This window comes from Streptomyces sp. NPDC015032, from assembly GCF_043080425.1.
Taxonomy (GTDB): Bacteria; Actinomycetota; Actinomycetes; order Streptomycetales; family Streptomycetaceae; genus Streptomyces.
The window spans coordinates 58,023-82,647 of record NZ_JBIBVN010000006.1 but is presented as its reverse complement, the minus strand read 5'-3'; the positions used below and the strand labels follow the sequence as shown (position 1 = coordinate 82,647).

Below are 24,625 nucleotides of genomic sequence, written 5' to 3'. Positions count from 1 at the left end.
GGCGAGTTCCGTCGTGTCGTTCGCAGGAGCCGCGAGGCCGGTCGAACTGGGCCTTGTCGGTATAGCGTTCATGGGCGTGCTGGTAGGCGCGTCGGCGGCGCCGGCCGTCAGCCAGGAACGCGAGAAGCTGCAGGTGACGGCCGTGTCGTCGCGGCCCGGCGTGGTGTCGGGAGACGACGCCCTGATACGTGTCGAGGTGCCCGCCTCCCTAGCGGTCGACGAAGTCCAGGTAGAGGTGGAGGGCCGGGATGTGACCTCGAGCTTCCGGCCCTCCGGCGACAACGCGCTGATGGGCGTGGTGAAGGAGCTGTCCCAGGGCGACAACAGGCTCACGGCCAGGGCCCGGGGCGCGGACGCCGGACAACTGACCCTGAAGAACCACCCCATCACAGGGCCGGTGTTCGCCGGCCCGCACGAGCAGCCGTTCGTCTGTGACACCGCCGAGTTCAAGACGGTCACCGGCGGTACCCTCGGGCAGCCCATCGACAAGGACTGCTCGGTCAGGACCCGCGTCGACTACATGTATCGCACCACGGCCGGCACGTTCGTTCCGTTGCCCGACGAGAACGTCCATCCCGCCGACCTGGCGACCGCCACGACGAGCGCGGGCAGGAAGGTGCCGTACATCGTCCGCGTAGAGACCGGCACCATCAACCGCGGCATCTACGAGACGGCCGTGCTGCACGACCCGATGTCCGGCACCCCCGACCCGCTGCAGCGTGGGCCGGGCTGGAACGGGCGCCTCGTGTACGGCTTCGGCGGGGGCTGTAACGGCGGCTGGTACGTCCAGGGCCGGAACACCGTCGGCATCATGAACGACACGTATCTGAGCAAGGGCTACGGCGTCGCATCGTCCACGCTGAACGTCTTCGGCAACAACTGCAACGACCTGCTGGCCGCCGAGACCATGAGCATGGTCAAGGAACGCTTCGTGGAGACGTACGGCGACCCGGCCTTCACCATCGGAAACGGCTGTTCCGGCGGCTCGTACCAGACCCACCAGATCGCCGACAACTACCCGGGTCTGCTGGACGGCATCCTCTCCGGCTGTAGCTTCCCCGACGTCGGCTTCGGGACGATTCAGACGCTCAGCGACGCCCAGCTCCTGAACCACTACTTCAAGGAAGTCGCGCCGGACGCTTTCACCAAGGAGCAGCAGAGGGCGGTCTCCGGGTTCGGCAAGTGGGAGAGCATCGGCAGCCTGGCCAGGGCCGGCGGCCGTATCGACCCCACGGTGTTCTGCCCGCCCCAGCTGCCCGTGGGACAGCGCTACGACCCCGACACCAACCCGGACGGTGCCCGCTGTGACGTCTACAGCCACACCGTGAACGTCTACGGCGAGGTACCGGAGACCGGGAAGGCGCGCAGGCCGCTCGACAACACCGGTATCCAGTACGGACTTGAGGCCCTGAACAAGGGGACCATCGACATGGACCAGTTCATCGACCTGAACCGGCGCATCGGTGGCCTCGACGACGACGCCAAGCCCGCCGCGGAGCGGACCGTCGCCGATCTCAAGGCTGTACGGACGGCCTACCGCACGGGCCGCATGCTGAACGGCGGTGCCGGCCTCGCCGACGTTCCGATCATCGACTACCGCGACTACACGGACGACGCGGCAGCCGGCGACATGCACATGCGCTTCCACTCCTTCTCCACCCGGGCACGCTTGGACAAGGCCAACGGCACCCACGCCAACCAGGTCATGCTCACCCGCTCCAACGGGCACGGATTCACTCTCGCCGGGATGCTGTCCGACATGGACCAGTGGCTCACCGGCATCAAGGGAGACCCCGGCAACGACGCCCCCATCGAGAAGATCGTCCGCCACAAGCCGCAGGGTCTCACGGACGCCTGCTGGACCCGTGGCATCGGTGCGAAGAAGATTGCGGAGCCCCAGGTCGAGGGCATCGACAACACCGAGTGCAACACCCTCTACCCGGTGTGGACATCGCCGCGGATGGTCGCCGGAGCCGATGTGGCCAACGACATCGTCAAGTGCCGCAAGCGTCCCGTGATCCGCACCGACTACCGAGTGCCGGTGACCGACGGCCAGCTCAAGGAAGTGGAGGGGATCTTCAGGAACGGTGTCTGCGACTGGTCCAGGCCCGGGGCGGGTCAGCAGGACCTCGCCGGTACATGGCTCTCCTTCGACCGGAAGTGACAGGAGCGCGGCAAGTGAGAGCGGGTGAAGCGTCCGCGCCGATCGATGACGTGATCCGTCTGTGCGCCGATCAAGGTCAATCGGACGGTTCTCGCGCACCGGCTCCGCACAGCGAATTCCCGGCGTCATCTGAGCCGTCTGGCACAGGAGTTGGCCCCGCCGGCAGGCCGCTGTTCCGGTCTGCCGGGCAGGATGCTCTCAATAGAATGATCAACCTTGCCAGGATCAGCATTTTATGACGGTGCACCAGCGCAACTACGCCAAACTCTGGGTGAGCACAGGCATATCGGCGCTGGGCGACGGCGTCACACTGGCCGCCGGACCGCTGCTCATGGCGACACTCGCCCGCGATCCGGCGCTGATCGCCGACGCCGTGTTCGCCCAGCAGCTTCCCTGGCTGATGTTCTCCCTCTTCAGTGGCGCCTTCGTCGACCGTGTCGACCGGCGAGTCCTGGTCGGCATCGTCGACACCGTACGCGGCCTGGTGATCGCGGCCCTGGCCCTGCTCATCCGGTACGACCGGGTGAGCGTCCCGGCCGTCTACGCGGCCGTCTTCCTGATGGGCATCGGCTCGACCCTGGCGGACAGTGCGGCCCGAGGTCGGGTACGGATTCCTGCTGTCGGCGACCGCTGTCGGCGGAGTGGCCGGTACCCTGACGGTCGCCCGTCTGCACGCTCACTTCGGGGCCGCGCCCCTGTTCCGCGCCAGGCTGGTTGTCGAGACCCTTGCCCACCTGGTGTTTGCCGTGACCCGCGCACCGTGGGTCGCGGCCGTTACCCTGGTGGTGTTCGGCGCACACGCCACCATCTGGGGTGTTGTCTTGGACACCTACCGCCAGCGGGTCACCCCCACCCGTCTGCTCGGTCGGGTCAACAGCGTCTATCTGCTCTTCAGCATGGGCGGGTTCGCACTTGGCTCCGTCCTCGGCGGCTTCGTCGCCAAGGCGTTCGGCATTACCGCGCCGTTCTGGCTCGGGTGCGCGGCCCTGACCTCGGTCGCCGCACTCGTCTGGCGTGTCATGACGCCCTCCGTGTTCACGAGTGCAGCCCCGGGGCGTCAACCGGTGGCCACCTGATCCCCCGGGGCCGGGCCCGCCGTCTCACACATCACGTGCCAGCTCGCGCGACCGGAGGTCGCGATCGGCCGCCTCGTCCCAGCTCATCGGCGAACCGAAATGGCGCTCCACCCAACTCGGGTCGTACACCGAGTCGAGATAGCGCTCACCTTGGTCGGGGGCGAGCGCCACCGTGGTCAGCGCGGAGGCGTCCTCGCGGGCGGCCAGCCAGCGCAGCGCGCCGCTGACCACCGTTTCGCATCCTCCTCGCACAGGTCGCGCACCATGTCGAGCCGGGTACCCAGCAGACCCCGCTGCCCGGTGGCCTGGGTCACGACCCGCACCTCGGCACCGAACGACTCCATCAGGCGGCGGCTGGCCCGGTTGCAGCGGGAGTCGGTGACACACACGAAACCGTATCCCCGGTGCGCCGCGATCATACTCAGTGCGACGCCGAGATTGCCCGACGATGACTCGACCGTGACGGAGTCAGGAGTGAGAAGGCTGTCCCGCTCTGCGGCGCGCACCATCTCCGGAGCAGCCTTGAGCTTGACGGAGCCCGCAAGGTTGAACCCCTCGCACTTGAGATGAAGCGGTACCCCGAAGACCGTCTCCAGATTCACGAACACATCGTTGGCGTTGATCTCGTAGGGGCGGACACGACCGGCATTTCATCACCCCATTCGTTCCGGGCGCCGACTACGCGCCGGTGCGTCCGTAGCGGTCCAGTTCGTGAAAAAAGCCGTCCACGACCCTGAGTTGACCCGCATCCCGCAGCCGGTTGTACACATGTCGGCCCAGTGAGATGTCCAGGACACCGAGACCGAACGGTGAGAAGATCACCGACCGGTCCCGGGGAACAGCGACCCGGCCCCGAAGGACATCGCAGATCGTACCGTCGATGAAGTCGCGGTTTCCCACCCGCTGTTCGGTCAGATGCACCGAGGTGTTCGCCTTGAGACAGTGCTCCACATCGTCGACGAAGTTCGCCGAGGCCAGCACCACCTCCGGGGCCACGTCCCGCAGTGACACGTTCAGCACCAGCGGACAGTGCGAGAACCACGCGGGCTCGTGGATGTGCGGAGCGCCCGCGACGGTGGCGAACACCACCAGGTCGCTCGCCCGGATCAGCTCCTCGGCGGTGCCGTGGACGACGACGGGTGCGGTGCCCGGGCGGCTCCGGAGGTAGCCGGCGAACGCCTCGGCGTGATCTGCGGAGAGGTCGTGCACACCGAGCTCGTCGAAGGTCCAGCCGGTGGCCTCGAAGTAGTGGCTGATGTAGCGGGCGATGAGCCCGGTGCCGACGAAGCCGATACGGCGCGGCCGTTCGTCCGTGCTCAGCCGCTCAGCCGCCAGCACGGCCGACGCGGCAGTCCTGGACGCGCTGATGATCGAGCTCTCCAGGCAGGCGAACGGGTAACCGGTTTCGTGGTCGTTGAGGATCAGCACCGCAGAGGCCCGGGGGATGCCCGCGGCGACGTTCTCCGGGAAGCTGGAGATCCACTTCAGGCCGTCAGTTGGCTCCTCGCCGCCCACGGAGGCGGGCAGCGCGATGATGCGGGAGCTCGGCCGGTCGGGAAAGCGCAGGAAATAGGACGGCGGATTGACCGTGGATCCCCGGCCATGCAGCCGGTAAACCTCCTCGGTCAGACCCACCACCTGCTTCTCATCGCCCGTGAGGACCTGGGCGACCTGCTCACCGGTGATCACGGCGAATGACGGCACGACGGGGTTGCGGGACAAGGCTGACTCCATCCGTGAGGGACACGTGAGGAAAGGGACAGTGGTGGTTCACGGGGCGCCGACGTCTGCCGCCGCCCGAGTGGGCCACGGACGGACATCCGGCACGCCGTAGGGCCGGCGGGGCGCCGGGTCAGGGACCTTCGGTCACCTTGACTGCTGGGATCGGCACCGGGGCGCCGAGGACGACCGCGATCTCGCGGGTACCCGTGTACTCCTCGCGGCTGTGGGCCATCCGCAGGTTGTCGACGATCATGAGGTCGCCGGCCCGCCACGATTCCCGGAGCGTGTGCTTCTCGTACACCTCGTTGACGGTGCGCACGGTGGCCTCGTCGATGGCCGCGCCGCTGCCGTAGGCGGTGTTGAACGGCAGGCCGTCCTCGCCGAACTCGAACTTCAGGTACTCGCGGACCACCGGGTCGAGTGTCCATTCGCTCAGGAACGCGACCTGGTTGAACCAGCCGCGGCGCCCCGAAACGGGATGGCGCAGCACGGCCGCGGCACGCTGACGCGTCCGCAGGCCGCCATCCGCGGACCAGGTGGTCCCGATGCCCCGGGCCGCGCAGTACGCCCCCACGTCCGCGCGGTACGCGCTGCCGAATGCCGCGGCGAGGCCGTGCGTTCCCAGGCGAAGCGCGACTGTTCCGGCTCGCTGAAGCTGCCGGCCTGCCGGATCCCGTCGGTGATTTTCGCGAACGGCGGCTGGTAGGCGTCCACGGTCGATCCCCTCAGCAGGCCGGGGTTGAACGGCGAATCGGGGGCGACCCGCTGGAGGGCTTCGGCGAGGGCGTCGATCACCTCGTCCGGGAGCTGGGGGACGTGGTGGAAGGGAGCGAGCCGGTCGCCGGGCCGGAGTACCTGGGCCGCTTTGGCCGCGCCGGCGACGGGGTCCACCCAGTGCCAGGCGGTGCCGGCGATGACCGCGTCGAACTGCCGCCCGGCCGGCTGCCAGTCCTCGAACCTGGTGACCTCGACCTCGACACGGCTGCGTCGCGCGAAGTCGGCCATTCGCACGTCGGGTTCGACGCCGAGCACCGTGCAGCCGGCCGCCTGGAATTGCCGGGCCTCGATGCCGGTCCCGGCTCCGACGTCGAGGACGTGCCGACCGGGGCTTGCGGCGACGATCCTGTCCACCAGGGCCTGGGGATACGGCGGTCGGGCGCGGTCGTAGCGTTCGGCGTCCACGCCGAACGACTCGGCCGTCTGCCGGTGGCGGTGAGGCTCGGGTCCGGACTTGTCCGGCTGTCCCTGCGATAAAGTGGGCATGCGCCCACACTAATGGGCGGTTGCCCACTTGTTAAGGCGGGGCGGCGCGGAAAGGAAGGCAATGCCGTCGGGGGTGCACATCCACAACGTGCGCGGCCAGTTGTTCGAAGCCGCTGAGCGCGTCCTGCTTCGGGACGGGCCCGACGCGTTGACCAGCCGGGCGGTCACGGAGGAGGCGAACTGTGCCAAGGGCGTGCTGCACCGGCACTTCACCGACTTCGACGCTTTCCTGGCGGAACTGGTCCTCGACCGCGTCCGCGGCATCGAGGACCGGACCACGACTCTGCGCGCGGCCGCCGGCTCCGGGAGCGTGGTGGACAACCTCGCCGACGCGCTGCAGGACCTGTTCGGGCCGGTCACGGTGGCAATCGTCGCGCTCATCACCTTCCGCGACGGTCTCCGCGCCCGGCTGCGCGAGGCCGGTCTGACCGGCATCCCGCTGGCCGTGCAAGGCACCGCCATGATCGCCGCATATCTCACCGCCGAGCGGGAGTTGGGGCGCCTGGCCGGTGACGCAGACATCGACACACTCGCCCCCACCCTCGTCGGGGCCGGGCACCTGCTGTTCGCCGACCGAACAAGTGCCCCACCGCAGACCGCTGCCATCCACAAGATGGTGACCGTCGTCATCGTCGGCGCCTTGCGACCACCCGAGTCGTGACCTGGGCGCCCAGGTTGCACGTCGCCGTCCGCCCCTGTTTCCGGATCTGGTACGCCTCCGAAACGAACTCTGTCCGCAGGCCAAGTGGTCGGCGTCGTAAGTCCTTCGGGGGTTGACGGTGGGGTCGGCCATGTGTGTTTGCCGCTCAGTACCGCTACCGGCAGCCGATCCATGTTGTCAGCAGGCGCCCTCGGCCTGGGGTGCTGCTGAACTTGCGCCGGGCTTGAGCAGCTTGAGCGCACCGCTGCGCCGTCCAAGGATCAGGCAGCTGCCTTGCGCGATGGTCAGTGCGGCGATGAGGAGGACGACGCTGAGCAGGGGAACGGTGTCGACGGGGAGCGTGTAGGCCATGAGGATACGGGCACCGGCATCGACGAGGAATGCTGTGCCCCAGGCGAGGCTTGTGGTGCGTATCCATGGGTGGAATACGGCGCTGTGCTGCCACAGGTGGGCGAGGCGGTCCGCCAGCTCTGGCGTGCTGAGCTTGATGGTCATGTCCAGGAGGAAGGGGCGGGATCACCACATCTCCGGCCAGCGCCCAGGCCGTCTTGAGCCACGACGTCCCTGTGTGTGCAGGCTTCGGCACGCAGTGAGGTGTTCCGGTGCCGTTGGGGTACTGGGTCATGACGTCTCCTTGGCATCGGTCCGGCGTGTGGCCGTGTCGAAGAGCGCCGCCACTTCATCGGCGTACGCGCCAGGGTCCAGGTCGGGGTGGTGGGCGAAGCAGGCCGGTGCGGCATCGATGGCCGCTCGGATGGACACTGCCATCGGCAGGGTGGCAAAGGCCCTGAGCACTCCGTCGCGTTGGCCCTCTCGCAGCATCTGCTCGATGGCGTCGATGTTCGGTTGGTTCGTCGCCGGCCCGAAGACCAGGGCTCCGTCCGGGGCGCGCAGGTTCTGGATGACCTCCATGGCGGCGCGAATCCAGCGAGGGTGGGCGGAGGCGAACAGGATGCATGTGCGGATGTACCGGATGAGTGCCTGCTGCGGCCCGTCCACCGTGGCCATCTCCTTCACGATCTCCTGGGCCGCGAGGGCGTAGAGGTCGTCGACGACGGCATGCAGCAGTTCGTGCTTGTTCTTGAAGTGGTAGAAGAGTGCGCTTTTGGCGATGGAGGCACGGCGGGCCACCTCCGCCGCGGATGCGCCGGAGAAGCCGAGCTCGTCGAGCGTTTCGATCGCGCTGTCAATGAACTGGCGGCGTCGTGCCGCCTCAATGAAGGTTCGCCCTGCCGCATCGTCAGACCGGATGGTCAGATATTAGACCAGACGGTCTGACACGCGGAGTGATGACGACGAGAATGATGTCGGTCGTGGCCAGGTAGCGGCCGGCATCGAGCCCGGAGCGGTCGGCGATCGCGCCGGACTGCGGGGGAGGCGCTTCACAGTGAGGCGGGGCACCGCCCGCCACCGCGATGTGTGGGCCCGTCTCTGCGGCGGGCGGGGCAGGCTGCGGCTTGCCAGTGATCCACTTCGGTCGAACGGTTCGCCCGCCATGCCCGTCCGCACCGCCTGTCGGGCCGTCGAAGGCCGCCGGGCCGAACACACGGTCGCCGGTTTCGACGCCGATGACGCCTTCACCGAGCGCGTCGACGGTGCCCGCGACCTCGACGCCGAGCCCGCGCGGCAGTGGTGGCAACTGGTCGGCGAGCAGGCCGTCGACCACCGCCCAGTCGCCCGGCCTCCCGCTGGCCGGCCGACCCGGACGCGACCCTCTCCGAGCTTGTCGCGCAGACCGCCGCCGAACTGCGCGAGGCGGCCGCACCGCCGGCCCCGACGGTCGGACGCGGGGAGGGGGAGGCCTGGTGATGGGAGGGATGCGAGCAGCTCGACAGCGAGTAATTCCGGGCCTGTCTTTTGCGGAAATGAATCGAGATGGTCCGAGTCAAGAGGTGCGATTGACTTTCCTCGGGCAAAGAAATGGCCGTGGAGGCCAGGTGCTCTTCGATGGAGAGGATGAGTTCTCATTGATTGCACCTTGAGTAATCTGAAAATTCACCTTCCGTATGTACCCGAGTTGGCGCCGGCCGGCATATTGATCCGGTGTTGCCGCGAGGTTGAGGCCTTACGCCACGGACGAAAGTGGTTCGAATGTCTCTGCCGTGCTAAACTTACCAGCAGTTGCAGTTGTGGTTCCCGAAACTTCAAATGCCTTGACGGCTGTATGTCGTCGGGCATTTTTGTATCTCCGGTGCTTATTCGGACGGGGTTCATTGTGGCAACGCAGGGGTTCACACGACGTGGGCCCGCGGGCACTGCCCCCAAGGAGATGTGACATGGCTACTGGCACCGTAAAGTGGTTCAACTCGGAAAAGGGCTTCGGCTTCATAGAGCAGGACGGCGGCGGCCCGGATGTCTTCGCCCACTACTCGAACATTGCCACGCAGGGCTTCCGCGAGCTTCAGGAAGGCCAGAAGGTGAATTTCGACGTCGTGCAGGGTCAGAAGGGGCCGCAGGCGGAGAACATCACTCCCGCCTGACGTCGAAGCGTATGAGATGGCTGGGGCCCCCGCCTTGCGCCGGGGCCCCGGCTTTCTGTATTCCGATGGAATTCTTTTAGTCTCACATTCGGCTCGTTCTTGCAATTCATCCGGCTCATCCTGTCGGGAATTCCTCGATGCGTGCCCTGTCGAGGAAGGTTCTCCGTGAGCCGTTCAGCTCGTACGAACGACCGTTTCCACCCACAGGACCAGAGGCGCCCTGGCGCCAGTCCAGGCGGTACCGGGCGCCGCTCCTCCGCACCACAGGGGGAGTTCGCGCTGCCGGTCACCGTCACCCCGGCCCTCCCTGCGGTGGCGACCTTCGGCGAACTGGACATGCCAGTCGAGTTGCTGAAGATGCTCACCAGCCTCGGCCTGAACAAGCCGTTCCCGATCCAGGCCGCCACGTTGCCGAACTCCCTCGCAGGGCGTGACGTCCTGGGCCGCGGGCGCACCGGATCGGGCAAGACGCTCGCCTTCGGTCTGGCGCTCCTTGTGCGCACGGCCGGGCAGTGTGCCGAGTCGCGGAAGCCACTGGCCCTGATCCTCGTCCCCACGCGCGAGCTGGCCCAGCAGGTCACCGATGTGCTCGCCCCGTACGCCCGGTTGCTGAAGCTGCGGCTGGCCACTGTGGTCGGCGGCATGTCGATCGGCAGGCAGGCCGGCGCACTGCGTGCCGGGGCCGAGGTGGTCGTTGCGACTCCTGGCCGCCTCGCGGATCTCATCGAGCGCAAGGGCTGCCGCCTGGACCGGGTGAACATCACCGTCCTGGACGAGGCCGATCAGATGGCGGACATGGGCTTCATGCCGCAGGTCACCGAATTGCTGGACCAGGTACGTCCCGATGGCCAGCGCATGCTGTTCTCGGCCACGCTGGACCGCAACATCGACCTTCTTGTCCGTCGTTACCTCCATGACCCGGTCGTCCATTCGGTCGACCCGTCGGCGGGTGCGGTCACCACGATGGAGCATCACGTGCTGCAGGTGCATGGCGCCGACAAGTACGCCACCGCCACCGAGATCGCTGCCCGCGACGGGCGCGTGATCATGTTCCTGGACACCAAGCATGCTGTCGACCAGTTCACCAGGCACCTGCTGAGCAGCGGCGTGAAGGCCGCGGCGCTGCACGGCGGCAAGTCGCAGCCCCAGCGCACCCGCACCCTGGCACAGTTCAAGACCGGCGACGTCACGGCGCTCGTGGCCACCAACGTCGCGGCTCGGGGCATCCACATCGACGACCTCGATCTCGTCGTCAACGTCGACCCGCCCGGCGACCACAAGGACTACCTGCACCGCGGTGGCCGTACAGCCCGCGCCGGCGCGTCCGGCCGTGTCGTCACGCTGGTCCTCCCCGGCCAGCGCCGGGACATGGCCCGTCTCATGTCCGACGCGGGCGTCAGGCCGCAGATCACGCAGGTCCGCTCCGGCGAGGCCGAGCTGAGCCGCATCACCGGCGCCCAGGTTCCCTCCGGTGTCCCCGTCGGTGGCAGCGGGCCGGTCGCGGAGCGCACGAAGCGCGGCGGCGCCCCCTTCCGCGGTCTGGGCACCCGCCCGGGGCGGGCCGGCGGCGGTGGCGAGTCTCGCCGGTCCGCTGAGGCCCGCCAGATTGCCGAGGCCCGCAAGGCTGCCCGGGTCCGTCGTGGCGCATAGCTCGGCAACGGTGCCCTCGTACGCTGTGCGCGTGACTCAAGCCGGCTTGCACCACACGGAGATGTGCTTCGCGGAGTCCTGGGTGAACGGCGCCCCGTCCCGGTCCGCGACGCGCCGTTCCAGTTCGAGCCCCGCGATCCGTGCCATCAGGTCGAGCTCCGCCGGCCACGCGTACCGGTGCCGGGAGCTGCCGCGGCGGTAGCGGCCGTCGCCGCCAGGGGTGAGGTGGTGCGAGACGAGAACCTGATGGTGGTGCAGACGAGATGGACCAGGGCGAACTGGCCGGGGACGGCAGACGTGGCCATCTCCCCGATGGTGACCGGGAGCGTGTCCTCGTGGTCATCCTGAGAGGGGATGGCCGCGGCACCGGCCCGGTGCCGGCGGAAACCGGTTGGCCCGGGGGCGTCCTATGGTGATACGCATGTGAGAGGTCACGAACCCCGTCGGCTTGTGCCGACGGGGTTCTGCGTGTGGCGACGGGCCGCACCGTGCGCTGTCCCACGACACGTCGAAGCCCCGCCATGCTCGGCGGATTCTCGGAGTCCTCGCAACACCTGATGGCTTATGCGGTCGTCAGTAGAACCAGCCGCTCTTGGCGGGGCTTCGACGTGTGCGGCACAGGAGCAGCCCTGGACTCCCTGCTCGTCCCCCGCTTTGCTCTCCCGTACTGCCCTGCGGCTAGTTTGTGTGCAGGACAGGTACGCAGGCCCGTGGCGACAGAGGTGCACGGGGGACGGGAGGTCGGGAAGAGTGTCGCTGCGCGGAGGTGATCCAGCCGAGATCGGCGGCTACCCGCTTGAGGCGCGGCTCGGCTCGGGTGGCATGGGCACAGTCTTTCTGGCCCGTACGAGCTCGGGGCGACCTGTCGCGATCAAACTGATCCACCAGCAGTTCGCGGGGGACGACGAGTTCCGCATCCGTTTCCGGCAGGAGGTGGCGGCGGCGAGGCGGGTGAGCGGCGCGTTCACCGCCGCCGTGGTCGACGCTGCCCCTGAGGCCGAGCAGCCGTGGATGGCGACGACCTATATCGAGGGACACACGCTCGCCCAGCGCATCGCCACGGAGGGCCCGCTGAACGGAGCGGAGCTGAGGAGGCTCGCCATCGGGCTGGCGGAGGCGCTGCGCGACATCCACCGGGTGGGGGTCGTCCACCGTGACCTGAAGCCCTCGAACGTCGTGCTCTCGCCCGAGGGCCCACGCGTCATCGACTTCGGCATTTCGCGCGCCGTGGACCAGCAGACGCTGACGATGACAGGGCGGGTCATCGGTACGCCGCCCTTCATGTCGCCGGAGCAATTGCGGGCGCCGCGTGGCGTGGGTCCGCGGTCCGATGTCTTCTCGCTGGGGACGCTGCTGGTGTACTCGGCGACGGGCCACGGGCCCTTCGACGCGGACAGCCCATACATGACGGCGTACCAGGTGGTGCACGAGGAGCCGTCGCTGGGTGCCGTACCGGCGGCTTTGCGTGTGGTCGTCGAGTCGTGCCTGGACAAGGAGCCCGAGGCACGCCCCTCGGCGGACGAACTGCTCGTGCTGCTGCGGGACCTGCCGGCCGACCTCGGCGGGACCGACGTGAACGGGGTCGGCGCGGGCTGCACCCGCGACGTGATCACCCAGCATCACTTCGCGGCGCAGGCCACCCCGGCGCCGACTGCCCCGACCACCGCCCCGGCCGGTCCCGATACAGGGAGCACTGGCACCCCCATCGGCAGCCGCCTGCGTCGCCGATGGCGTCCCGTGCTCGCGGCGGCGGTCGCGGTGGCAGCGATCGGCGGGGGAGTCGCCGCGCTGACGGCGGGCGGCTTCGGGGGGAACAGCGGCGGCGACAAGGGCAACAGCGTTGCGCCGCCGGATGTCGCACCTCCGGACGGCTTCGAGCCGTGGCGCAAGACCGTGCAGGGCGGTCGCGAGGACATCCCCGACGAGCTGCGTTGCGTCGCGCGCCGCGACGCGCTGTTCTGCGGGGGCGGCGGTGTTGTCGCGACCCGTATCAGGGCCCTGGACGGCTCGCGGGTGTGGACGGCGAAGAGCCCGGGCGTCCCCGTCCAGGGCATGCACCTGGTGGGCGCCACCGACGACACCGTGCTCGGCTACCGCTTCGCCGCCCAGGACGCCCCGCAGGACCCTCCCAGCGAGGTGGTGGCCATCGACGCGAACAGCGGCCGGGAGCTGTGGTCCGTGCCGTCCGGCGCCCAGTCGAAGGCCGTCACGGGGCGGACTCAGGACGCCCTTGTGGTCGGCTCCGGTGTCGTGACGGTCGATGCCTCCAACTCCCGCTTCGAGGCCCGGGACGCGCACAGCGGTGAGGTCATCTGGACGGCGTCGTTCCCCGCGGGTACGCAGTGCGCCCCCGTCCCGGTGGGCCCAAAGCTCCTCGCGATGTGCGCGACGGATGCGGAGGTGGATGCCCTGGAGGTGCGCCACCCCACCCTGTACACGGTCGACCGTGCCTCTGGGACACTGGGCAGGCCCATCGCGGTCAACGGCCCCGCCGTGCCGATGGGCGTCGCCAACGGCAGGCTCGTACTCCTTCAGGTGCACATGGAGGGAGCGGCGCTGGCCGGCTACGACGGGGTGGCGCGGGTCGACCCGGCCTCGCGGAAGGTCACGTACTCCCGGCTGGCCAAGACATACGCGGGGACGCCCGGCATGGCGGACGGCACCGTCTACGTGAGCGGGCAGACCGGTCTCGTCACAGCGCTCGACCCCGCGACCGGCCGGAAGAAGTGGTCGCGGCAGACAAGCGTGGAGGGTGCGTCGGGTCCCGTTGCCGGAGCCGGCGCGCTGTATTTCAGCTCGGCCACCGGCCGGGTGGTCGCGCTGTCGCCGCACGATGGCAAGCCCCTGTGGACAACAGACCCGCAGGCCGATGGTTTGACGGGCGAACAGGGCGCAAGCCCGCGCGTGACCGTTGCGGGGCGTGCGGTGGTCGTGGCCGCGGCCAAGAACACTCTCTTCGCCTTCGACGCGCAGAATCCGCCGAAATCGGGCTGACCGGGGCAGCGTCGGACACCGGCCGCTTTCCGTGCCGTGCGGACACCTCATCGGCGCATTCGGTCGCCTGCGCAGCCGGCGACGAGGTGCCCTTCCGCCTTGTACAGACCCACCTGGATGAGGTCGGTGCCGAGGCTCGTCCCGGACAACCAGAACACGGAGCAGGTGACCTGCTCGGGGAAGTCGGCGCCCTTGAGGGAGTTCACCAGCCTGGACACGGCGACCTTCGGCGGGAAGTTCACGAGCAAGTGGACGTGGCGGTCGTGCTGCAGCAGCCCTTGAGGGACCTGGACACCGCCTACCGGAACTTCTTCGACGGCCTCAAGGGCAAGCGGCCCCGTATGGGCGCGCCCCGGTACAAGTCGCGGAAGGACACCCGGCAGGCCGTCCGGTTCACCGCGAACGCCCGCTGGTCCATCACCCCGGGACAGAAGCTGCGCCTGCCGAAGATCGGCGACCTGAAGGTGAAGTGGTCGCGCACGCTGCCCTCCACCCCGTCCACGGTGACGGTGGTCAAGGACTCGGCGGGCCGGTATTTCGCGAGCTTTGTTGTGGAGACCGGCCCCGAGGAACTGCTGTCGGAGACGACGCCCGGGATCGGGATCGACTTCGGCCTCGGCCACTTCGCCGTCCTGTCCGACGGCCGGAAGATCGACAGCCCGCGCTTCCTGCGCCGGGCCGAGAAGCGGCTGAAGAAGGCGCAGCGGGCGCTCTCCCGCAAGGAGGAAGGGCTCCCGCAGCCGGGACAAGGCCAGGCTCCGCGTCGCACGGGCGCACGCCCGTGTCACGGACGCGCGCCGCGAGTTCCACCACCAGCTCTCCACCAGGCTGGTCCGCGAGAACCAAGCGGTTGCCGTGGAGGACCTGGCGGTGAAGGGACTCGCCCGCACGCGCCTGGCCAAGTCCGTGCACGATGCCGGATGGTCGGCGTTCGTGAGCATGCTGGAGTACAAGGCCGCCCGGTACGGGCGTACCTTCGTGAAGATCGGCCGCTTCGAGCCGACCTCCCAGGTGTGCTCGCAGTGCGGCGTCAAGGACGGCCCGAGGCCCCTGCACGTCCGGGAATGGACGTGCGGGGCGTGCGGGGCGGTCTTGGACCGGGACATCAACGCGGCGGTCAACGTCGCCAAGGCGGCCGGACTGGCCGTGTCAGCCTGTGGAGCGCAGGTAAGACCGGGACTCGTCCCGGCACCGCGCAGCGAAGCAGGAACCCACTCGACACCGCAGCCTTCAACGGCGCGGTAGGCGGGAATCTCCCCCTCCAGGGGGAGAGGATGTCAATGGATGAACCGGGGCAGCCACTTGGCCCGGTAGTCGGGGTGGCCGGCGTGTTCTGCGGCCATCTGGCGGACGGCGAAACCCAGTCCGACGGCGCGACCGGACGAGAAGTCGTGCTCCGGGCGGTCGGTGTCCCGGTCGGCGACCTCCGCGTACTCATTGAGAAGAACCCTGCTCGTCTCGATGCGGCGACAGGTGCGTGCAGGGTCCTGCAGGGCGATGTGCTCGTCGAAGCCGTGATTTCGCAGGGTGAACGCGATGCCGCCGGACCGGTCGTGGACTTCACCGGGCACGTCGGTCGGGCGCCGCCAATTCTCTCCGCCCGCCGCCTGCGCGATCTGTTCTTCCTCGGCGAGGCGCGCCCGGACAAAATCGATCATGTCGGAGTTGTCTGTCATCTGGGGTTGGAGTCCTTCTCCGTCTTGGCTTCCTGCCGGGACCTGCACTTGCTGTCCGTTCGGCTGCTGTCCGTCCGCCTCGTTCACCGGGGCTGCCGGACGACGATACCGAGTCGGAAGACCGGCATATCGTTCGCAACGGCGAGTCCCGCCGCGGCCGGACGCGCCGGTCAGGGCGTTGCCGACGGTCTACGATCACTGATCGCCGGCGCCACCCCTCCTGCCTCCGGTACGCAGGAGCGTCAGACAAGAAAAGAGAGCCGCTCATGCCCTCCGTACGAGGAACATCCGTGGACATTCCCACTCAGGACGGCGTTGCCGACGCCTATCTGGCCCATCCCGACGACGGAAGCCCTCACCCCCCGGTCCTGTTCTACATGGACGCGTTCGGACTCCGTCCCCATCTGAGGAAGATGGCCGACCGCCTCGCCGGAGCCGGCTACACCGTCCTGCTCCCCAACGTCTTCTACCGCCACGGGCGAGCGCCGGTGGTCGAGCTGCCCGACTTCATCGACCCGGCCCGACGCCCCGGCATCTTCGAGCGACTCGGCCCGATCCTGCAGTCACTGACACCCGATCCGGCGATGCGCGACGCCGATGCCTACCTGGCCTGGCTCGCCGGCTGCCCCCTGGCCGCCGACGGGCCGGTCGGTGTCACCGGCTACTGCATGGGTGCCGGCCTCGCCCTGCGCACCGCGGGCACGTACCCGGAGCGGATCGCGGCAGCGGCCGGCTTCCATGGTGCGCGCCTGGCCACCGATTCCGCCGACAGCCCGCACCTGCTCGCCGACCGGATCTCCGCGGAGCTGTACTTCGGCCACGCCGACCAGGACCCCTCGCTGCCTCCCGAGCAGATCGACCGCCTCGACGAGGCCCTCACCGCATCGGGCGTGCGCCACCACAGTGAGGTCTATACCGGTGCGCGGCACGGTTTCACCCAGGCCGACACTGCCGCGTACGACAGCACGGCGGACGATCGCCACTGGGTGGCACTGACCTCGCTCCTGGACCGCACCATCGGACCGGCACGCGCCTGAATCGCGGCCCCCGCGCCATGGACATACGGTCGGCAGGGGGCACGTACGCCGCGCGCCGCCCTGCGCGCGGCCCGCGAGCCCACGGCCGCCGAAGGCCCGGACCGGAAGGCAGGACGAGAGCCGAAGGCCCGGACCGGAAGGCAGGACGAGAGAGGAGGCCGCGATGACGGCCCAGAACACCCGCACCGTCCCACTCGGGCCCGACAGCGGTCTCGACCAGGTCTTCCAGCTGGCTCAGCAGCTGCGCGTGGACTCCGTCCGCGCCAGCACCGCCGTCGGTTCGGGCCACCCCACCTCCAGTCTGTCCGCGGCGGATCTGATGGCTGTCCTCATGACGCGCCACCTGCGCTACGACTGGCAGAACCCGAAGAACCCGGAGAACGATCACCTGATCTTCTCCAAGGGCCACGCATCCCCCCTGCTGTACGCGATGTTCCTCGCCGCCGGCGCGATCGGCGAAGAGGAACTGATGACCACCTATCGCCGCAACGGCGCTCGGCTGCAGGGCCACCCGACCCCGGTCCTGCCCTGGGTGGACGCGGCCACGGGTTCGCTGGGCCAGGGCATCGCGTACGGCGTCGGTATCGCGCTCGCCGGACGGGACCTGGAACACCGGCCGTACCGCGTGTGGGTGCTGTGCGGGGACAGCGAAATGACCGAAGGGTCGGTGTGGGAAGCCCTGGACAAGGCGGGCCGGCACCGCTTGGCCAATTTCGTCGCGATCATCGACGTGAACCGTCTCGGCCAGAGGGGCCCTACGGAGCTGGGCTGGGACACCGGCGCCTACGCCCGCCGAGCCGAGGCCTTCGGCTGCCGCGCCCTCGTCGTCGACGGCCACGACCTCGCGGACATCGAGCAGGCCCTGGCCGTCGCGGGCGATGGCCAGGCCCCCACCGTCGTCGTCGCCAGGACCGTCAAGGGCCAGGGTGTGTCCGAGGTCGCCGACGCCGAGGGCTGGCACGGCAAGGCGCTGCCCGACGACCTCGCCGCACGCGCCATCACCGAACTGGGCGGCGTACGTCACCTCACCGTTCACGGCCTTCGCCCGCCGCCCGCCCCTGCCTCCGCACCGGCCGCTCCTGTGCAGGTGACGCTGGAGCGATTCCGTACGGGGGAATCCGTCGCCACTCGCGTCGCCTTCGGCAAGGCGCTCGCCGCGATCGGCGCCAGGCCCGACATCGTGGCCCTGGACGCCGAGGTGGGCAACTCCACCCATGCGGAGGACTTCGGCAAGGCGCACCCCGAGCGGTACTTCCAGACCTACATCGCCGAGCAGCAGATGATCGCCGCGGCCGTCGGTATGGCCGTACGCGGCTACCGCCCCTACGCCACCACTTTCGCGGCCTTCCTCACCCGAGCCCATGACTTCATCCGCATGGCGGCCGTCTCCCAGATCTCCATGAGCCTGTGCGGGACTCACTGCGGTGTGGAGATCGGTGCGGACGGCCCCTCCCAGATGGGCCTGGAAGACCTCGCCATGATGCGTGCCGTCCACGGGTCGACCGTGCTCTACCCCAGTGACGCCACATCCACCGCCGCCCTGACCGCCGCCATGGCCTACCTGGACGGCATTTCCTATCTGCGCACCACCCGGGGCTCCTACCCCGTCCTCTACGGACCCGACGAGACGTTTCCCGTCGGCGGGTCCAAGACCCTGCGCGCGAGCGACGACGACCGGGTCACTCTCATCGGCGCCGGTGTCACCGTCCACGAATGCCTCGCGGCCGCCGACCAGCTGGCCGCCGACGGCGTCCCCGTCCGGGTGATCGACCTGTACTCCGTCAAGCCCCTCGACTTCGACACGCTCGCCCGCGCCGCCCGGGAGACGGGCGCTCTGGTCCTCGTCGAGGACCACCACCCCGAGGGCGGCATCGGTGAGGCCGTGCTGTCCGCACTCGCCGCACAGCGGCTCGCCCCCGCGGTCGCCCACCTCGCCGTACGCAATCTGCCGGGCTCCGGAACGACCTCCGAACTCCTCGACGCCGCGGGCATCTCACGCACCCACATCGTCCGGACCGCCCAGGACCTCGCCGGCCGCTGAGCTCTGCTGCCCCGCGCGTCGGCGGGAGCGGGGCCCGGCGCGCACGTGCATGCGTTCCCCCTGGCGGCCGAAGAGACTGAGGATCTCCACGGCGGAGTCGCCCGCGGGACCGAACCAGTGCGGCAGGCGGGTGTCGAACTCGGCGGCCTCGCCCGGGCCCATGACCAGGTCGTGGTCGGCCACGACGAGCCGCAGACGCCCGGACAGGACGTACAACCACTCGTAGCCCTCGTGGGTGCATGGCTCGGGCCGGCTCTGCTCGGCCGGGATGACCGACTTCCAGGCTTGCAGAGGCCCCGGATGGGAGGTCAGGGGGATCACCGTGCGTCCGTTGCGGACGCGGGGCGTGGACCGGATCCGCGGGTCGCCCACCTCCGGTGCCCCCACCAGTTCGTCCAGCGGCACCTGGTGGGCCTGCGCGAGGGGCAGCAGAAGCTCCAGACTCGGGCGGCGCTGTCCGGACTCCAGTCTCGACAATGTGCTCTTGGAAATGCCCGTGGCCTCGGCCAGCGCCGACAGCGTCACACCACGCCGGGTGCGGATGTGCTTGAGACGGGGGCCGACCCGGGCCAGCGTGGCGGTGATCGGGGAGTGTTCGTCCATGCCCCCATTCCACCTCCGATTTCCCGAAAATGGCAACGAGAGTTGTCGATTCGCCAACAGGGCACGCAGCATCGGGCCCGGAGGTGATCGTCATGATCAAGGCGACGGACGAACAGAACAACAACGCACAGCGCGTCGGCGACGAAGTCCACGACGTGGTGGTGATCGGCGCCGGCGCGGCCGGTCTGAACGCGGCCCTGCTCCTGGGGCGGGCCCGCCGCAAGGTCGCGGTGATCGACGCCGGCGAGCCGCGCAACGCGCCCGCCCCGCACATGCACGGCTTCCTGTCCCGGGACGGCCTGCCCCCGGCGACCCTGCTCGAACTCGGCCGCGCCGAGATCGCCCGGTACGACGTGCGGCTCATCCGGGGCAGGGTGGAACAGATCGACCACGGCTACCACGTCCGCATGGAGGGCGGGCCGGTGCTGAGGGCGCGCCGCGTCCTGGTCGCGACCGGGCTGCGCGACGAGCTGCCCGGCATCCCCGGAGTGCGCGAACGGTGGGGCCAGGATCTTCTGCACTGCCCGTACTGCCACGCCTACGAAGTCCGGGACCAGCCCCTCGCCGTGCTCGGCACCCACCCGGGGGCGGTGCACCAGGCCCTGCTCCTGCGCCAGTGGAGCGACGACGTCCTCTTCTTCCGGCACACCCTGGATCTGGCGGCGGACGACGAGGAACGGCTGGCGGCCCGCGGCCTGCGCATCGTCGAGGGGGAGATCGAGCGCCTCGTCGTCGAGGGCGGCCGACTGCGCGGCATCGGGCTCACCGACGGCCGGTCCGTCCCGCGCGCCGCCGCCTTCCTCTTCCCGCGCGCGGTCCCCAACGACGCGCTGCTGACCCATCTGGGCTGCGACAAGGACGACAACGGCTGGGTCGCCACCGACCGCACCGGCCGTACCAGCGTCTTCGGTGTCTGGGCGGCCGGCAACGTCATCGACCCGCGCGCCCAGGTCGTCACCGCCGCCGGCATGGGGTCGGCCGCGGCCTTCGCCCTCAACGCCGACCTGCTGGACGAGGAGGTCGACCGCGCCGTGGAGCGGCGCCGCGCCGCCACGGGAGGTGCTTGAGGCCGCCACGCCGCCACCTTCGGCCCGTTCCGGCCGGCCTCCGCGGCACACGTCCGGGCCCGTTCGGAGCGTCGCGCGTGCGACGCACGGAACGGGCCCTGGCGGTCGAGTACGAGGCCACGATGACCGTGGTCTGCCGGAACCCCGACGAGAACGTCGACGGCCGGGCCGCGAGATCGCCTCCTTGCCCGGCATCATGTACGGCCGTGAGGAGATCGCGGCGGCACCCGTTGCGCGGCACAGGGCCAGGTCCGAGGAGCTCGTCGGCCGGCCGTGCTGCCTGATCCGGCCTGGTCCCAGCGGGGCAGCTCTAACGGCGTGACGTTCTGGTCGTGCGTGCTGCCGACAGATCCAGGCCGGACCTGTCCGCATCGATGTCCGTCGACACGAAAAGGTCCTCCCAGCTGCACTGAAGCGACCAGCGGCTTCGACTGCACTTCCCGACCCAGCACGTGTAGCGGCCATGACCTCATGAAATCGCCGCAGAGAACCCCAGCCTCACGATCTTCGTTTCTGGTGACAGAAAGACTGCCGAATGAGCGCCTGTGGCCAGTCGGATGCCTCGCTTGTGACAACCAGACTGCTTCGACCGTTCCCATTCACCAGCTCAGCCGGTCCCGCTGGTGACAACTCCTGAGCTTCGGCTCACCCGTTCCCGGACCCGAAGAAGGAAGCCGAGCGGGCGGTGAACCGTCAGGCCGCCAACGGCTACCAGCGCCAGGAGGAGGAAGCGGCTACCCTCCTGCGCCTGGCCGACGGGCTCGCCCCGGTCGCCGCCGAACTGCTCCTCGAACAGGTGCGGCTCGACCTGGCCACCGCCGGCCTGCACGTGACACCGCCTCAGCCGCTCACCGACGAGGACCAGGGCGGCGTCGTGGTCTGCATCGACGACGACGGCCAGGTCGGTGTTGACTGGCTGCCCCACGCCCGGCTCGACCGCGCGGCGCTCGACATGGTCGAAGCCGACCGCACCGACGACGAGGCCGTTGTCCGCTACGAGGTGGTCCGATCCGCGATGGACACCGCCCTCGGCGCCATTTTGGAGGGCTTCCGCTACGCCACCTGCCGACCGCAGTTCGGTTTCGGCCACATCGCCCTGCAGAGCACCTGGTAGAAGGGGATCACCATTGCCCGCATCCACGGCCACCCGGCGCGCGTACCGTGGCTGTACGACCCGCCGGGAGGAACAGCCGATGAGCGCGCAGCCCGACCACGCCCCCGTCACGCCGTACGCCCCCACGCCCGGGGCGCCGACCGAACTCCTCGCCCCGCTGCGCGCCGACCAGCGCGCCGACACCTGGGTGCCGGCCTTCGAGCGGGAGTGGGCGGCCACGCTCGAGGAATTCCCTGTCAAGTCAGTCTGTTCAGGTTCGGTGCGATGACCGCCGAGGGAATTCAGTCCTGTGGGTCCTGAGGGTGTAGCTCCGCAAATAGAGGGATTGGACGGTTCGATCAGGAGGTGCGGGCGTCGTTGTTCTCGCGGTTTGCGAGGACCTCGGCCATGTGTGTCTGCGCCCAGTTTCTGAGCCCGCGCGTCATGTGGTGGAGCGAGAGGCCGAGATCGGTCAGCTCGTAGGAGACGGTGACGGGGACAGTTGGCGTCACGGTGCGGATGAGCAGACCATCGTGTTCCAGCGACCGTAGCGTCTGGGTCAGCATCTTCTGGCTCACCCCGGCCAGAAGACGAGAGATCTCGGAGTAACGCATCGCCTTCGGAGTGCCTGCGTGTGCTGCACCAGGGGGTCCAGGGTTGTGGTCGCCGCTCAGCGCACACAGGATCAGGACGACCCACTTGTCCGAGATTCGGTCGAGTAGCTGTCGGCTGGGGCATTCTGCGAGGAAGGCATTGTACTCCACCTTGGCCTGAGCCCTCTTCTGGGCCGCCTTCATCGTCGCCACTGATCGCACCTCTCATCGATGGTTGGGTTACGCACTCCAAAGTGCCTACTTCCCGACAGGAAGTTTCTCTCCAATGCTGATGCAGGCAGGCAGCAGGCGCCACCCCCAAGTGCACGACGAAAGGCAACACGATGAGCGCACCCTCCCTCTCTCTTCCCGGCGGCACCTGGACTCTGGGTGACCTGACCGTCACCCGGTTCGGCTACGGCGCCATGCAACTGGCCGGCCCGTGGGTGATGGGGCCGCCGGCCGATCGCGAGGGTGCCGTGGCCGTTCTGCGTGAGGCGGTCGGCCTCGGTGTCACCCACATCGACACCAGCGACGCCTACGGGCCGCGCGTCACCAACGAGTTGATCCGCGAGGCACTGCACCCCTACCCCGAGTCGCTGCACATCGTGACCAAGGTGGGCGCGACCCGCGACGCACAGGGCGGCTGGCCCACGGCCCGGCGGCCCGAAGACCTGCGCCGCCAGGTCCACGAGAATCTCGAGTCCCTTGGGCTCGACGTACTCGACCTGGTCAACCTCCGGCTCGGCAACGCCGAAGGCCCCCAGCCCGGCTCGCTCGCCGTGGCGTTCGAGACGCTCGTCGAACTCCAGCAGCAGGGTCTGATCCGCCACCTCGGGGTCAGTAACGCCACCGAGGAGCAGGTCACCGAGGCACAGGGCATCGCACCGATCGTGTCCGTGCAGAACATGTACAACCTCGCCCACCGCCAGGACGACGAGCTCATCGACCGGCTCGCCGACGACGGCGTCGCCTATGTGCCCTTCTTCCCCCTCGGAGGCTTCACCCCGCTCCAGTCCTCGGCGCTCTCGGCGGTCGCCGCTCGATTGGGGACGACCCCGATGTCTGTCGCACTGGCCTGGCTGCTGCAGCGATCACCGAACGTCCTGCTCATCCCCGGCACGTCATCGACGGCGCACCTGCGCGAGAACATCGCCGGCGCGGGACTCTCCCTCTCTCATGAGGACTTGACCGAGCTGGACGACATCGGCCGCTGAATGCCCCAGAGCTGACCGGCTCACAAGCCACGATCGTAGCCACCGCTCAAGTGGGTCGGCGGTCGGCTGCCGAGGCTGTGGGAACGGCCGCCTTGCTCGCGGTTGTGGTCGGCTCCGGAATCCGGGCCGCGGCGACACGGTCGCGCAGGCGGGCGGCGGTGTTGGTGGCGGCCAGCGCGGTCTCGATGTCCAGGACGCTGTGGACGCCGCGGCGGCTGCGGGTCGCGTAGCCGCTGGAGGTGCGGGCGTCCAGGACGGTGCGCATGTGCCCGTACTGAATGGCGAGCGCGATCAGTCCGCCGGGACGGCGGGCGAAGTGCCAGGCCAGGTTGTGAACGGGGTTCTGGACTGACCGTTGACCGTTCTTGGTGCAGCTGTCCTTGGCGCCTGGTGACTCTTGGACTCCCAACAAAAGTGGTGGGACCTGGTCAGGGGTCGGTGCCGTGCATGAGGCCGCCGGATAGCGACGCGGTCAGCCGCGTAGTCGCACGCGATAAACCTGGCGACGTCGGCGATCATCCCCGGGATACTGGTCGCCCATGGATGAGGTCAAAGTCGTCGTCGCCCATTCCGAGCGCGCGACTCTGCGCGTCGGCGACGTGTTCTTGAAGGTGGACGCCGATCAGGCGCGCATCGACGTCGAGGTCGAGGCGATGTCCCTCGCGCCGGTCCCGACCCCGGAGGTCCTGTGGTGCAAGCCGCCCGTGCTTGCGATCGCCGCGCTCCCGGGGACGACGCTTGGGCGCCTCGGCGGGCCGTCGACCGGTTCGCCGGCGGCGTGGGCCGCGGCGGGCGCCGCCATCCGGAAGCTGCACGAAGCGCCGCTGCCGCCCCGGCCCGGCGGGGCCGGGCGGAGCATCGTCGCGCTGGCGGCGGAACTCGACGACGAGTGCGCATTGCTCGTGACGAACGGTGTCCTGCCCGCTGACCTGGTCACCCGCAACCGCCAGGTCGCCGAGGCCGCGCTCCGGCCGTGGACTCCGGCGTTCACACACGGCGACCTGCAGATCGCGCACGTCTTCGTCGACGGCGATGAGGTCACGGGCATCATCGACTGGTCCGAGGCGGGCCAGGGGGATGCCCTGTCCGACCTCGCCACCTTCACTCTCGGACACGAGGAGCACCTCGACGACGTCATCGCCGGCTATGGCACCGACATCGACCTCGACGTGATCCACGCGTGGTGGTCGTTGCGAAGCCTGCTGGCAATTCGCTGGCTGATGGAGCACGGCTTCGACCCGTTCGCGCCGGGCTGTGAGGTCGACGTGCTGAGATCCCGGATGTGAGG

At 69.1% G+C, this 24,625-nt stretch carries 24 protein-coding genes and 5 pseudogenes; 15 read left to right on the top strand and 14 right to left on the bottom strand.

The annotated features are described in order from the left end of the window. Nucleotides 1-13: 13 nt before the first annotated feature. The 3 genes and pseudogenes from ACF08M_RS12165 to ACF08M_RS12155 all read left to right on the top strand — a co-directional run bounded on the left by ACF08M_RS12165 (nucleotide 14) and on the right by ACF08M_RS12155 (nucleotide 3,240). On the top strand, nucleotides 14-2,164 hold the full coding sequence (locus ACF08M_RS12165; RefSeq protein WP_392185139.1) for a DUF6351 family protein: 2,151 nt from the start codon (nucleotides 14-16) through the stop codon (nucleotides 2,162-2,164). 235 nt (nucleotides 2,165-2,399) lie between these two features. Continuing rightward, nucleotides 2,400-2,696 (top strand): annotated as a pseudogene (locus ACF08M_RS12160) (MFS transporter); the annotation flags it as partial. Nucleotides 2,697-2,751: 55 nt separating this feature from the next. Beyond that, nucleotides 2,752-3,240, top strand: coding sequence for an MFS transporter (locus tag ACF08M_RS12155; RefSeq protein ID WP_392185138.1), 489 nt, complete (start codon nucleotides 2,752-2,754; stop codon nucleotides 3,238-3,240). A 24-nt stretch (nucleotides 3,241-3,264) separates the two neighbouring features. Here ACF08M_RS12155 and ACF08M_RS12150 read toward each other — a convergent pair whose 3' ends face one another. From ACF08M_RS12150 to ACF08M_RS12130, 5 genes are all read right to left on the bottom strand, one after another. After that, on the bottom strand, nucleotides 3,265-3,492 hold the full coding sequence (locus ACF08M_RS12150; protein WP_392185309.1) for a hypothetical protein: 228 nt from the start codon (nucleotides 3,490-3,492) through the stop codon (nucleotides 3,265-3,267). Beyond that, entirely contained in the window at nucleotides 3,417-3,842 is a 426-nt protein-coding gene (locus tag ACF08M_RS12145; protein WP_392185137.1) for a pyridoxal-phosphate dependent enzyme, read from the bottom strand. The genes ACF08M_RS12150 and ACF08M_RS12145 overlap by 76 nt, the downstream gene beginning before the upstream one ends. 76 nt (nucleotides 3,843-3,918) lie before the next feature. After that, a complete protein-coding gene (sbnB, locus tag ACF08M_RS12140; protein WP_392185136.1) occupies nucleotides 3,919-4,962 on the bottom strand; it encodes a 2,3-diaminopropionate biosynthesis protein SbnB in 1,044 nt (347 codons plus the stop codon). 130 nt (nucleotides 4,963-5,092) lie between these two features. Beyond that, nucleotides 5,093-5,452, bottom strand: coding sequence for a TauD/TfdA family dioxygenase (locus ACF08M_RS12135; RefSeq protein ID WP_392185135.1), 360 nt, complete (start codon nucleotides 5,450-5,452; stop codon nucleotides 5,093-5,095). Then, complete coding sequence (locus ACF08M_RS12130; RefSeq protein WP_392185134.1) at nucleotides 5,395-6,225, bottom strand: class I SAM-dependent methyltransferase; 831 nt, start codon at nucleotides 6,223-6,225, stop codon at nucleotides 5,395-5,397. Before ACF08M_RS12130 ends, ACF08M_RS12135 begins: the two co-directional genes overlap by 58 nt. A gap of 73 nt (nucleotides 6,226-6,298) precedes the next feature. On the opposite strand from ACF08M_RS12130, the gene ACF08M_RS12125 reads away from it, so the two are divergent. Continuing rightward, a complete protein-coding gene (locus tag ACF08M_RS12125) occupies nucleotides 6,299-6,886 on the top strand; it encodes a TetR/AcrR family transcriptional regulator (protein WP_392185300.1) in 588 nt (195 codons plus the stop codon). Nucleotides 6,887-7,063: 177 nt separating this feature from the next. On the opposite strand, the gene ACF08M_RS12120 is transcribed toward ACF08M_RS12125, so the two are convergent. The 3 genes from ACF08M_RS12120 to ACF08M_RS12110 form a co-directional block, all read right to left on the bottom strand. Further along, nucleotides 7,064-7,381 (bottom strand): hypothetical protein, encoded by a 318-nt coding sequence (locus ACF08M_RS12120; protein WP_392185133.1) that lies wholly within the window; start codon nucleotides 7,379-7,381, stop codon nucleotides 7,064-7,066. 126 nt (nucleotides 7,382-7,507) lie between these two features. Further along, on the bottom strand, nucleotides 7,508-8,065 hold the full coding sequence (locus ACF08M_RS12115) for a TetR/AcrR family transcriptional regulator (RefSeq protein WP_392185299.1): 558 nt from the start codon (nucleotides 8,063-8,065) through the stop codon (nucleotides 7,508-7,510). Nucleotides 8,066-8,126: 61 nt separating this feature from the next. Next, the gene (locus tag ACF08M_RS12110) at nucleotides 8,127-8,651 is read right to left on the bottom strand and encodes an alcohol dehydrogenase catalytic domain-containing protein (protein WP_392185132.1); all 525 of its coding nucleotides are present in this window, start codon (nucleotides 8,649-8,651) and stop codon (nucleotides 8,127-8,129) included. Between the two features lie 511 nt (nucleotides 8,652-9,162). Between ACF08M_RS12110 and ACF08M_RS12105 the strand changes: the two genes are divergently transcribed. Then, nucleotides 9,163-9,366: a cold-shock protein gene (locus ACF08M_RS12105; RefSeq protein ID WP_361458513.1), complete on the top strand. Its 204-nt coding sequence runs from the start codon at nucleotides 9,163-9,165 to the stop codon at nucleotides 9,364-9,366. Nucleotides 9,367-9,531: 165 nt separating this feature from the next. Next, nucleotides 9,532-11,016, top strand: a complete 1,485-nt coding sequence (locus ACF08M_RS12100) for a DEAD/DEAH box helicase (protein ID WP_392185131.1) — start codon at nucleotides 9,532-9,534, stop codon at nucleotides 11,014-11,016. 36 nt (nucleotides 11,017-11,052) lie between these two features. Here ACF08M_RS12100 and ACF08M_RS12095 read toward each other — a convergent pair. Further along, nucleotides 11,053-11,378, bottom strand: a pseudogene (locus tag ACF08M_RS12095) (SAM-dependent methyltransferase); the annotation flags it as partial. Nucleotides 11,379-11,766: 388 nt separating this feature from the next. Here ACF08M_RS12095 and ACF08M_RS12090 point away from each other — a divergent pair. Beyond that, nucleotides 11,767-14,010, top strand: a complete 2,244-nt coding sequence (locus ACF08M_RS12090) for a serine/threonine-protein kinase (protein WP_392185130.1) — start codon at nucleotides 11,767-11,769, stop codon at nucleotides 14,008-14,010. A gap of 188 nt (nucleotides 14,011-14,198) precedes the next feature. On the opposite strand, the pseudogene ACF08M_RS12085 reads toward ACF08M_RS12090, so the two are convergent. Continuing rightward, a pseudogene (locus tag ACF08M_RS12085) lies at nucleotides 14,199-14,273 on the bottom strand (transposase); the annotation flags it as partial. Here ACF08M_RS12085 and ACF08M_RS12080 point away from each other — a divergent pair. Continuing rightward, nucleotides 14,259-15,255: pseudogene (locus ACF08M_RS12080) on the top strand (RNA-guided endonuclease InsQ/TnpB family protein). The pseudogenes ACF08M_RS12085 and ACF08M_RS12080 sit on opposite strands and share 15 nt — an antisense overlap. A 32-nt stretch (nucleotides 15,256-15,287) precedes the next feature. Here ACF08M_RS12080 and ACF08M_RS12075 read toward each other — a convergent pair. Then, complete coding sequence (locus tag ACF08M_RS12075) at nucleotides 15,288-15,686, bottom strand: DUF6221 family protein (protein WP_392185129.1); 399 nt, start codon at nucleotides 15,684-15,686, stop codon at nucleotides 15,288-15,290. 266 nt (nucleotides 15,687-15,952) lie between these two features. On the opposite strand from ACF08M_RS12075, the gene ACF08M_RS12070 reads away from it, so the two are divergent. Further along, on the top strand, nucleotides 15,953-16,723 hold the full coding sequence (locus ACF08M_RS12070) for a dienelactone hydrolase family protein (protein ID WP_392185128.1): 771 nt from the start codon (nucleotides 15,953-15,955) through the stop codon (nucleotides 16,721-16,723). 163 nt (nucleotides 16,724-16,886) lie between these two features. After that, entirely contained in the window at nucleotides 16,887-18,764 is a 1,878-nt protein-coding gene (locus ACF08M_RS12065; protein ID WP_392185127.1) for a transketolase, read from the top strand. Here ACF08M_RS12065 and ACF08M_RS12060 read toward each other — a convergent pair. Beyond that, entirely contained in the window at nucleotides 18,717-19,367 is a 651-nt protein-coding gene (locus tag ACF08M_RS12060) for a helix-turn-helix domain-containing protein (protein ID WP_392185126.1), read from the bottom strand. The genes ACF08M_RS12065 and ACF08M_RS12060 overlap by 48 nt on opposite strands. A 92-nt stretch (nucleotides 19,368-19,459) precedes the next feature. Between ACF08M_RS12060 and ACF08M_RS12055 the strand changes: the two genes are divergently transcribed. The 3 genes from ACF08M_RS12055 (at nucleotide 19,460) to ACF08M_RS12045 (ending at nucleotide 21,816) form a co-directional block, all read left to right on the top strand. After that, the gene (locus tag ACF08M_RS12055) at nucleotides 19,460-20,434 is read left to right on the top strand and encodes an NAD(P)/FAD-dependent oxidoreductase (protein ID WP_392185125.1); all 975 of its coding nucleotides are present in this window, start codon (nucleotides 19,460-19,462) and stop codon (nucleotides 20,432-20,434) included. A 685-nt stretch (nucleotides 20,435-21,119) separates the two neighbouring features. Beyond that, on the top strand, nucleotides 21,120-21,548 hold the full coding sequence (locus tag ACF08M_RS12050; RefSeq protein WP_392185124.1) for a hypothetical protein: 429 nt from the start codon (nucleotides 21,120-21,122) through the stop codon (nucleotides 21,546-21,548). 79 nt (nucleotides 21,549-21,627) lie between these two features. Next, nucleotides 21,628-21,816, top strand: coding sequence for a hypothetical protein (locus ACF08M_RS12045; protein ID WP_392185123.1), 189 nt, complete (start codon nucleotides 21,628-21,630; stop codon nucleotides 21,814-21,816). A 70-nt stretch (nucleotides 21,817-21,886) separates the two neighbouring features. Here the strand turns inward: ACF08M_RS12045 and ACF08M_RS12040 are convergent, their stop codons facing one another. Beyond that, entirely contained in the window at nucleotides 21,887-22,324 is a 438-nt protein-coding gene (locus tag ACF08M_RS12040) for a winged helix-turn-helix transcriptional regulator (RefSeq protein ID WP_392185298.1), read from the bottom strand. A gap of 140 nt (nucleotides 22,325-22,464) precedes the next feature. Here ACF08M_RS12040 and ACF08M_RS12035 point away from each other — a divergent pair, with 140 nt between their 5' ends. Then, nucleotides 22,465-23,337, top strand: a complete 873-nt coding sequence (locus ACF08M_RS12035; RefSeq protein WP_392185122.1) for an aldo/keto reductase family oxidoreductase — start codon at nucleotides 22,465-22,467, stop codon at nucleotides 23,335-23,337. A gap of 58 nt (nucleotides 23,338-23,395) precedes the next feature. Here the strand turns inward: ACF08M_RS12035 and ACF08M_RS12030 are convergent. After that, a pseudogene (locus ACF08M_RS12030) lies at nucleotides 23,396-23,665 on the bottom strand (integrase); the annotation flags it as partial. Nucleotides 23,666-23,876: 211 nt separating this feature from the next. On the opposite strand from ACF08M_RS12030, the gene ACF08M_RS12025 reads away from it, so the two are divergent. Further along, nucleotides 23,877-24,623, top strand: coding sequence for a phosphotransferase family protein (locus tag ACF08M_RS12025; protein WP_392185121.1), 747 nt, complete (start codon nucleotides 23,877-23,879; stop codon nucleotides 24,621-24,623). Nucleotides 24,624-24,625 lie beyond the last annotated feature (2 nt).

Excerpts from the sequence above, each read along its gene's own strand:
- ACF08M_RS12060 (WP_392185126.1), bottom strand. The coding sequence starts at position 19,367 with ATGGACGAACACTCCCCGATCACCGCCACGCTGGCCCGGGTCGGCCCC.
- ACF08M_RS12025 (WP_392185121.1), top strand. The coding sequence starts at position 23,877 with ATGGATGAGGTCAAAGTCGTCGTCGCCCATTCCGAGCGCGCGACTCTG.
- ACF08M_RS12040 (WP_392185298.1), bottom strand. The coding sequence starts at position 22,324 with ATGAAGGCGGCCCAGAAGAGGGCTCAGGCCAAGGTGGAGTACAATGCC.
- ACF08M_RS12075 (WP_392185129.1), bottom strand. The coding sequence starts at position 15,686 with ATGACAGACAACTCCGACATGATCGATTTTGTCCGGGCGCGCCTCGCC.
- ACF08M_RS12045 (WP_392185123.1), top strand. The coding sequence starts at position 21,628 with ATGAGCGCGCAGCCCGACCACGCCCCCGTCACGCCGTACGCCCCCACG.
- ACF08M_RS12105 (WP_361458513.1), top strand. The coding sequence starts at position 9,163 with ATGGCTACTGGCACCGTAAAGTGGTTCAACTCGGAAAAGGGCTTCGGC.
- ACF08M_RS12035 (WP_392185122.1), top strand. The coding sequence starts at position 22,465 with ATGAGCGCACCCTCCCTCTCTCTTCCCGGCGGCACCTGGACTCTGGGT.
- ACF08M_RS12070 (WP_392185128.1), top strand. The coding sequence starts at position 15,953 with ATGCCCTCCGTACGAGGAACATCCGTGGACATTCCCACTCAGGACGGC.
- ACF08M_RS12065 (WP_392185127.1), top strand. The coding sequence starts at position 16,887 with ATGACGGCCCAGAACACCCGCACCGTCCCACTCGGGCCCGACAGCGGT.
- ACF08M_RS12130 (WP_392185134.1), bottom strand. The coding sequence starts at position 6,225 with ATGCCCACTTTATCGCAGGGACAGCCGGACAAGTCCGGACCCGAGCCT.
- ACF08M_RS12055 (WP_392185125.1), top strand. The coding sequence starts at position 19,460 with ATGATCAAGGCGACGGACGAACAGAACAACAACGCACAGCGCGTCGGC.
- ACF08M_RS12120 (WP_392185133.1), bottom strand. The coding sequence starts at position 7,381 with ATGACCATCAAGCTCAGCACGCCAGAGCTGGCGGACCGCCTCGCCCAC.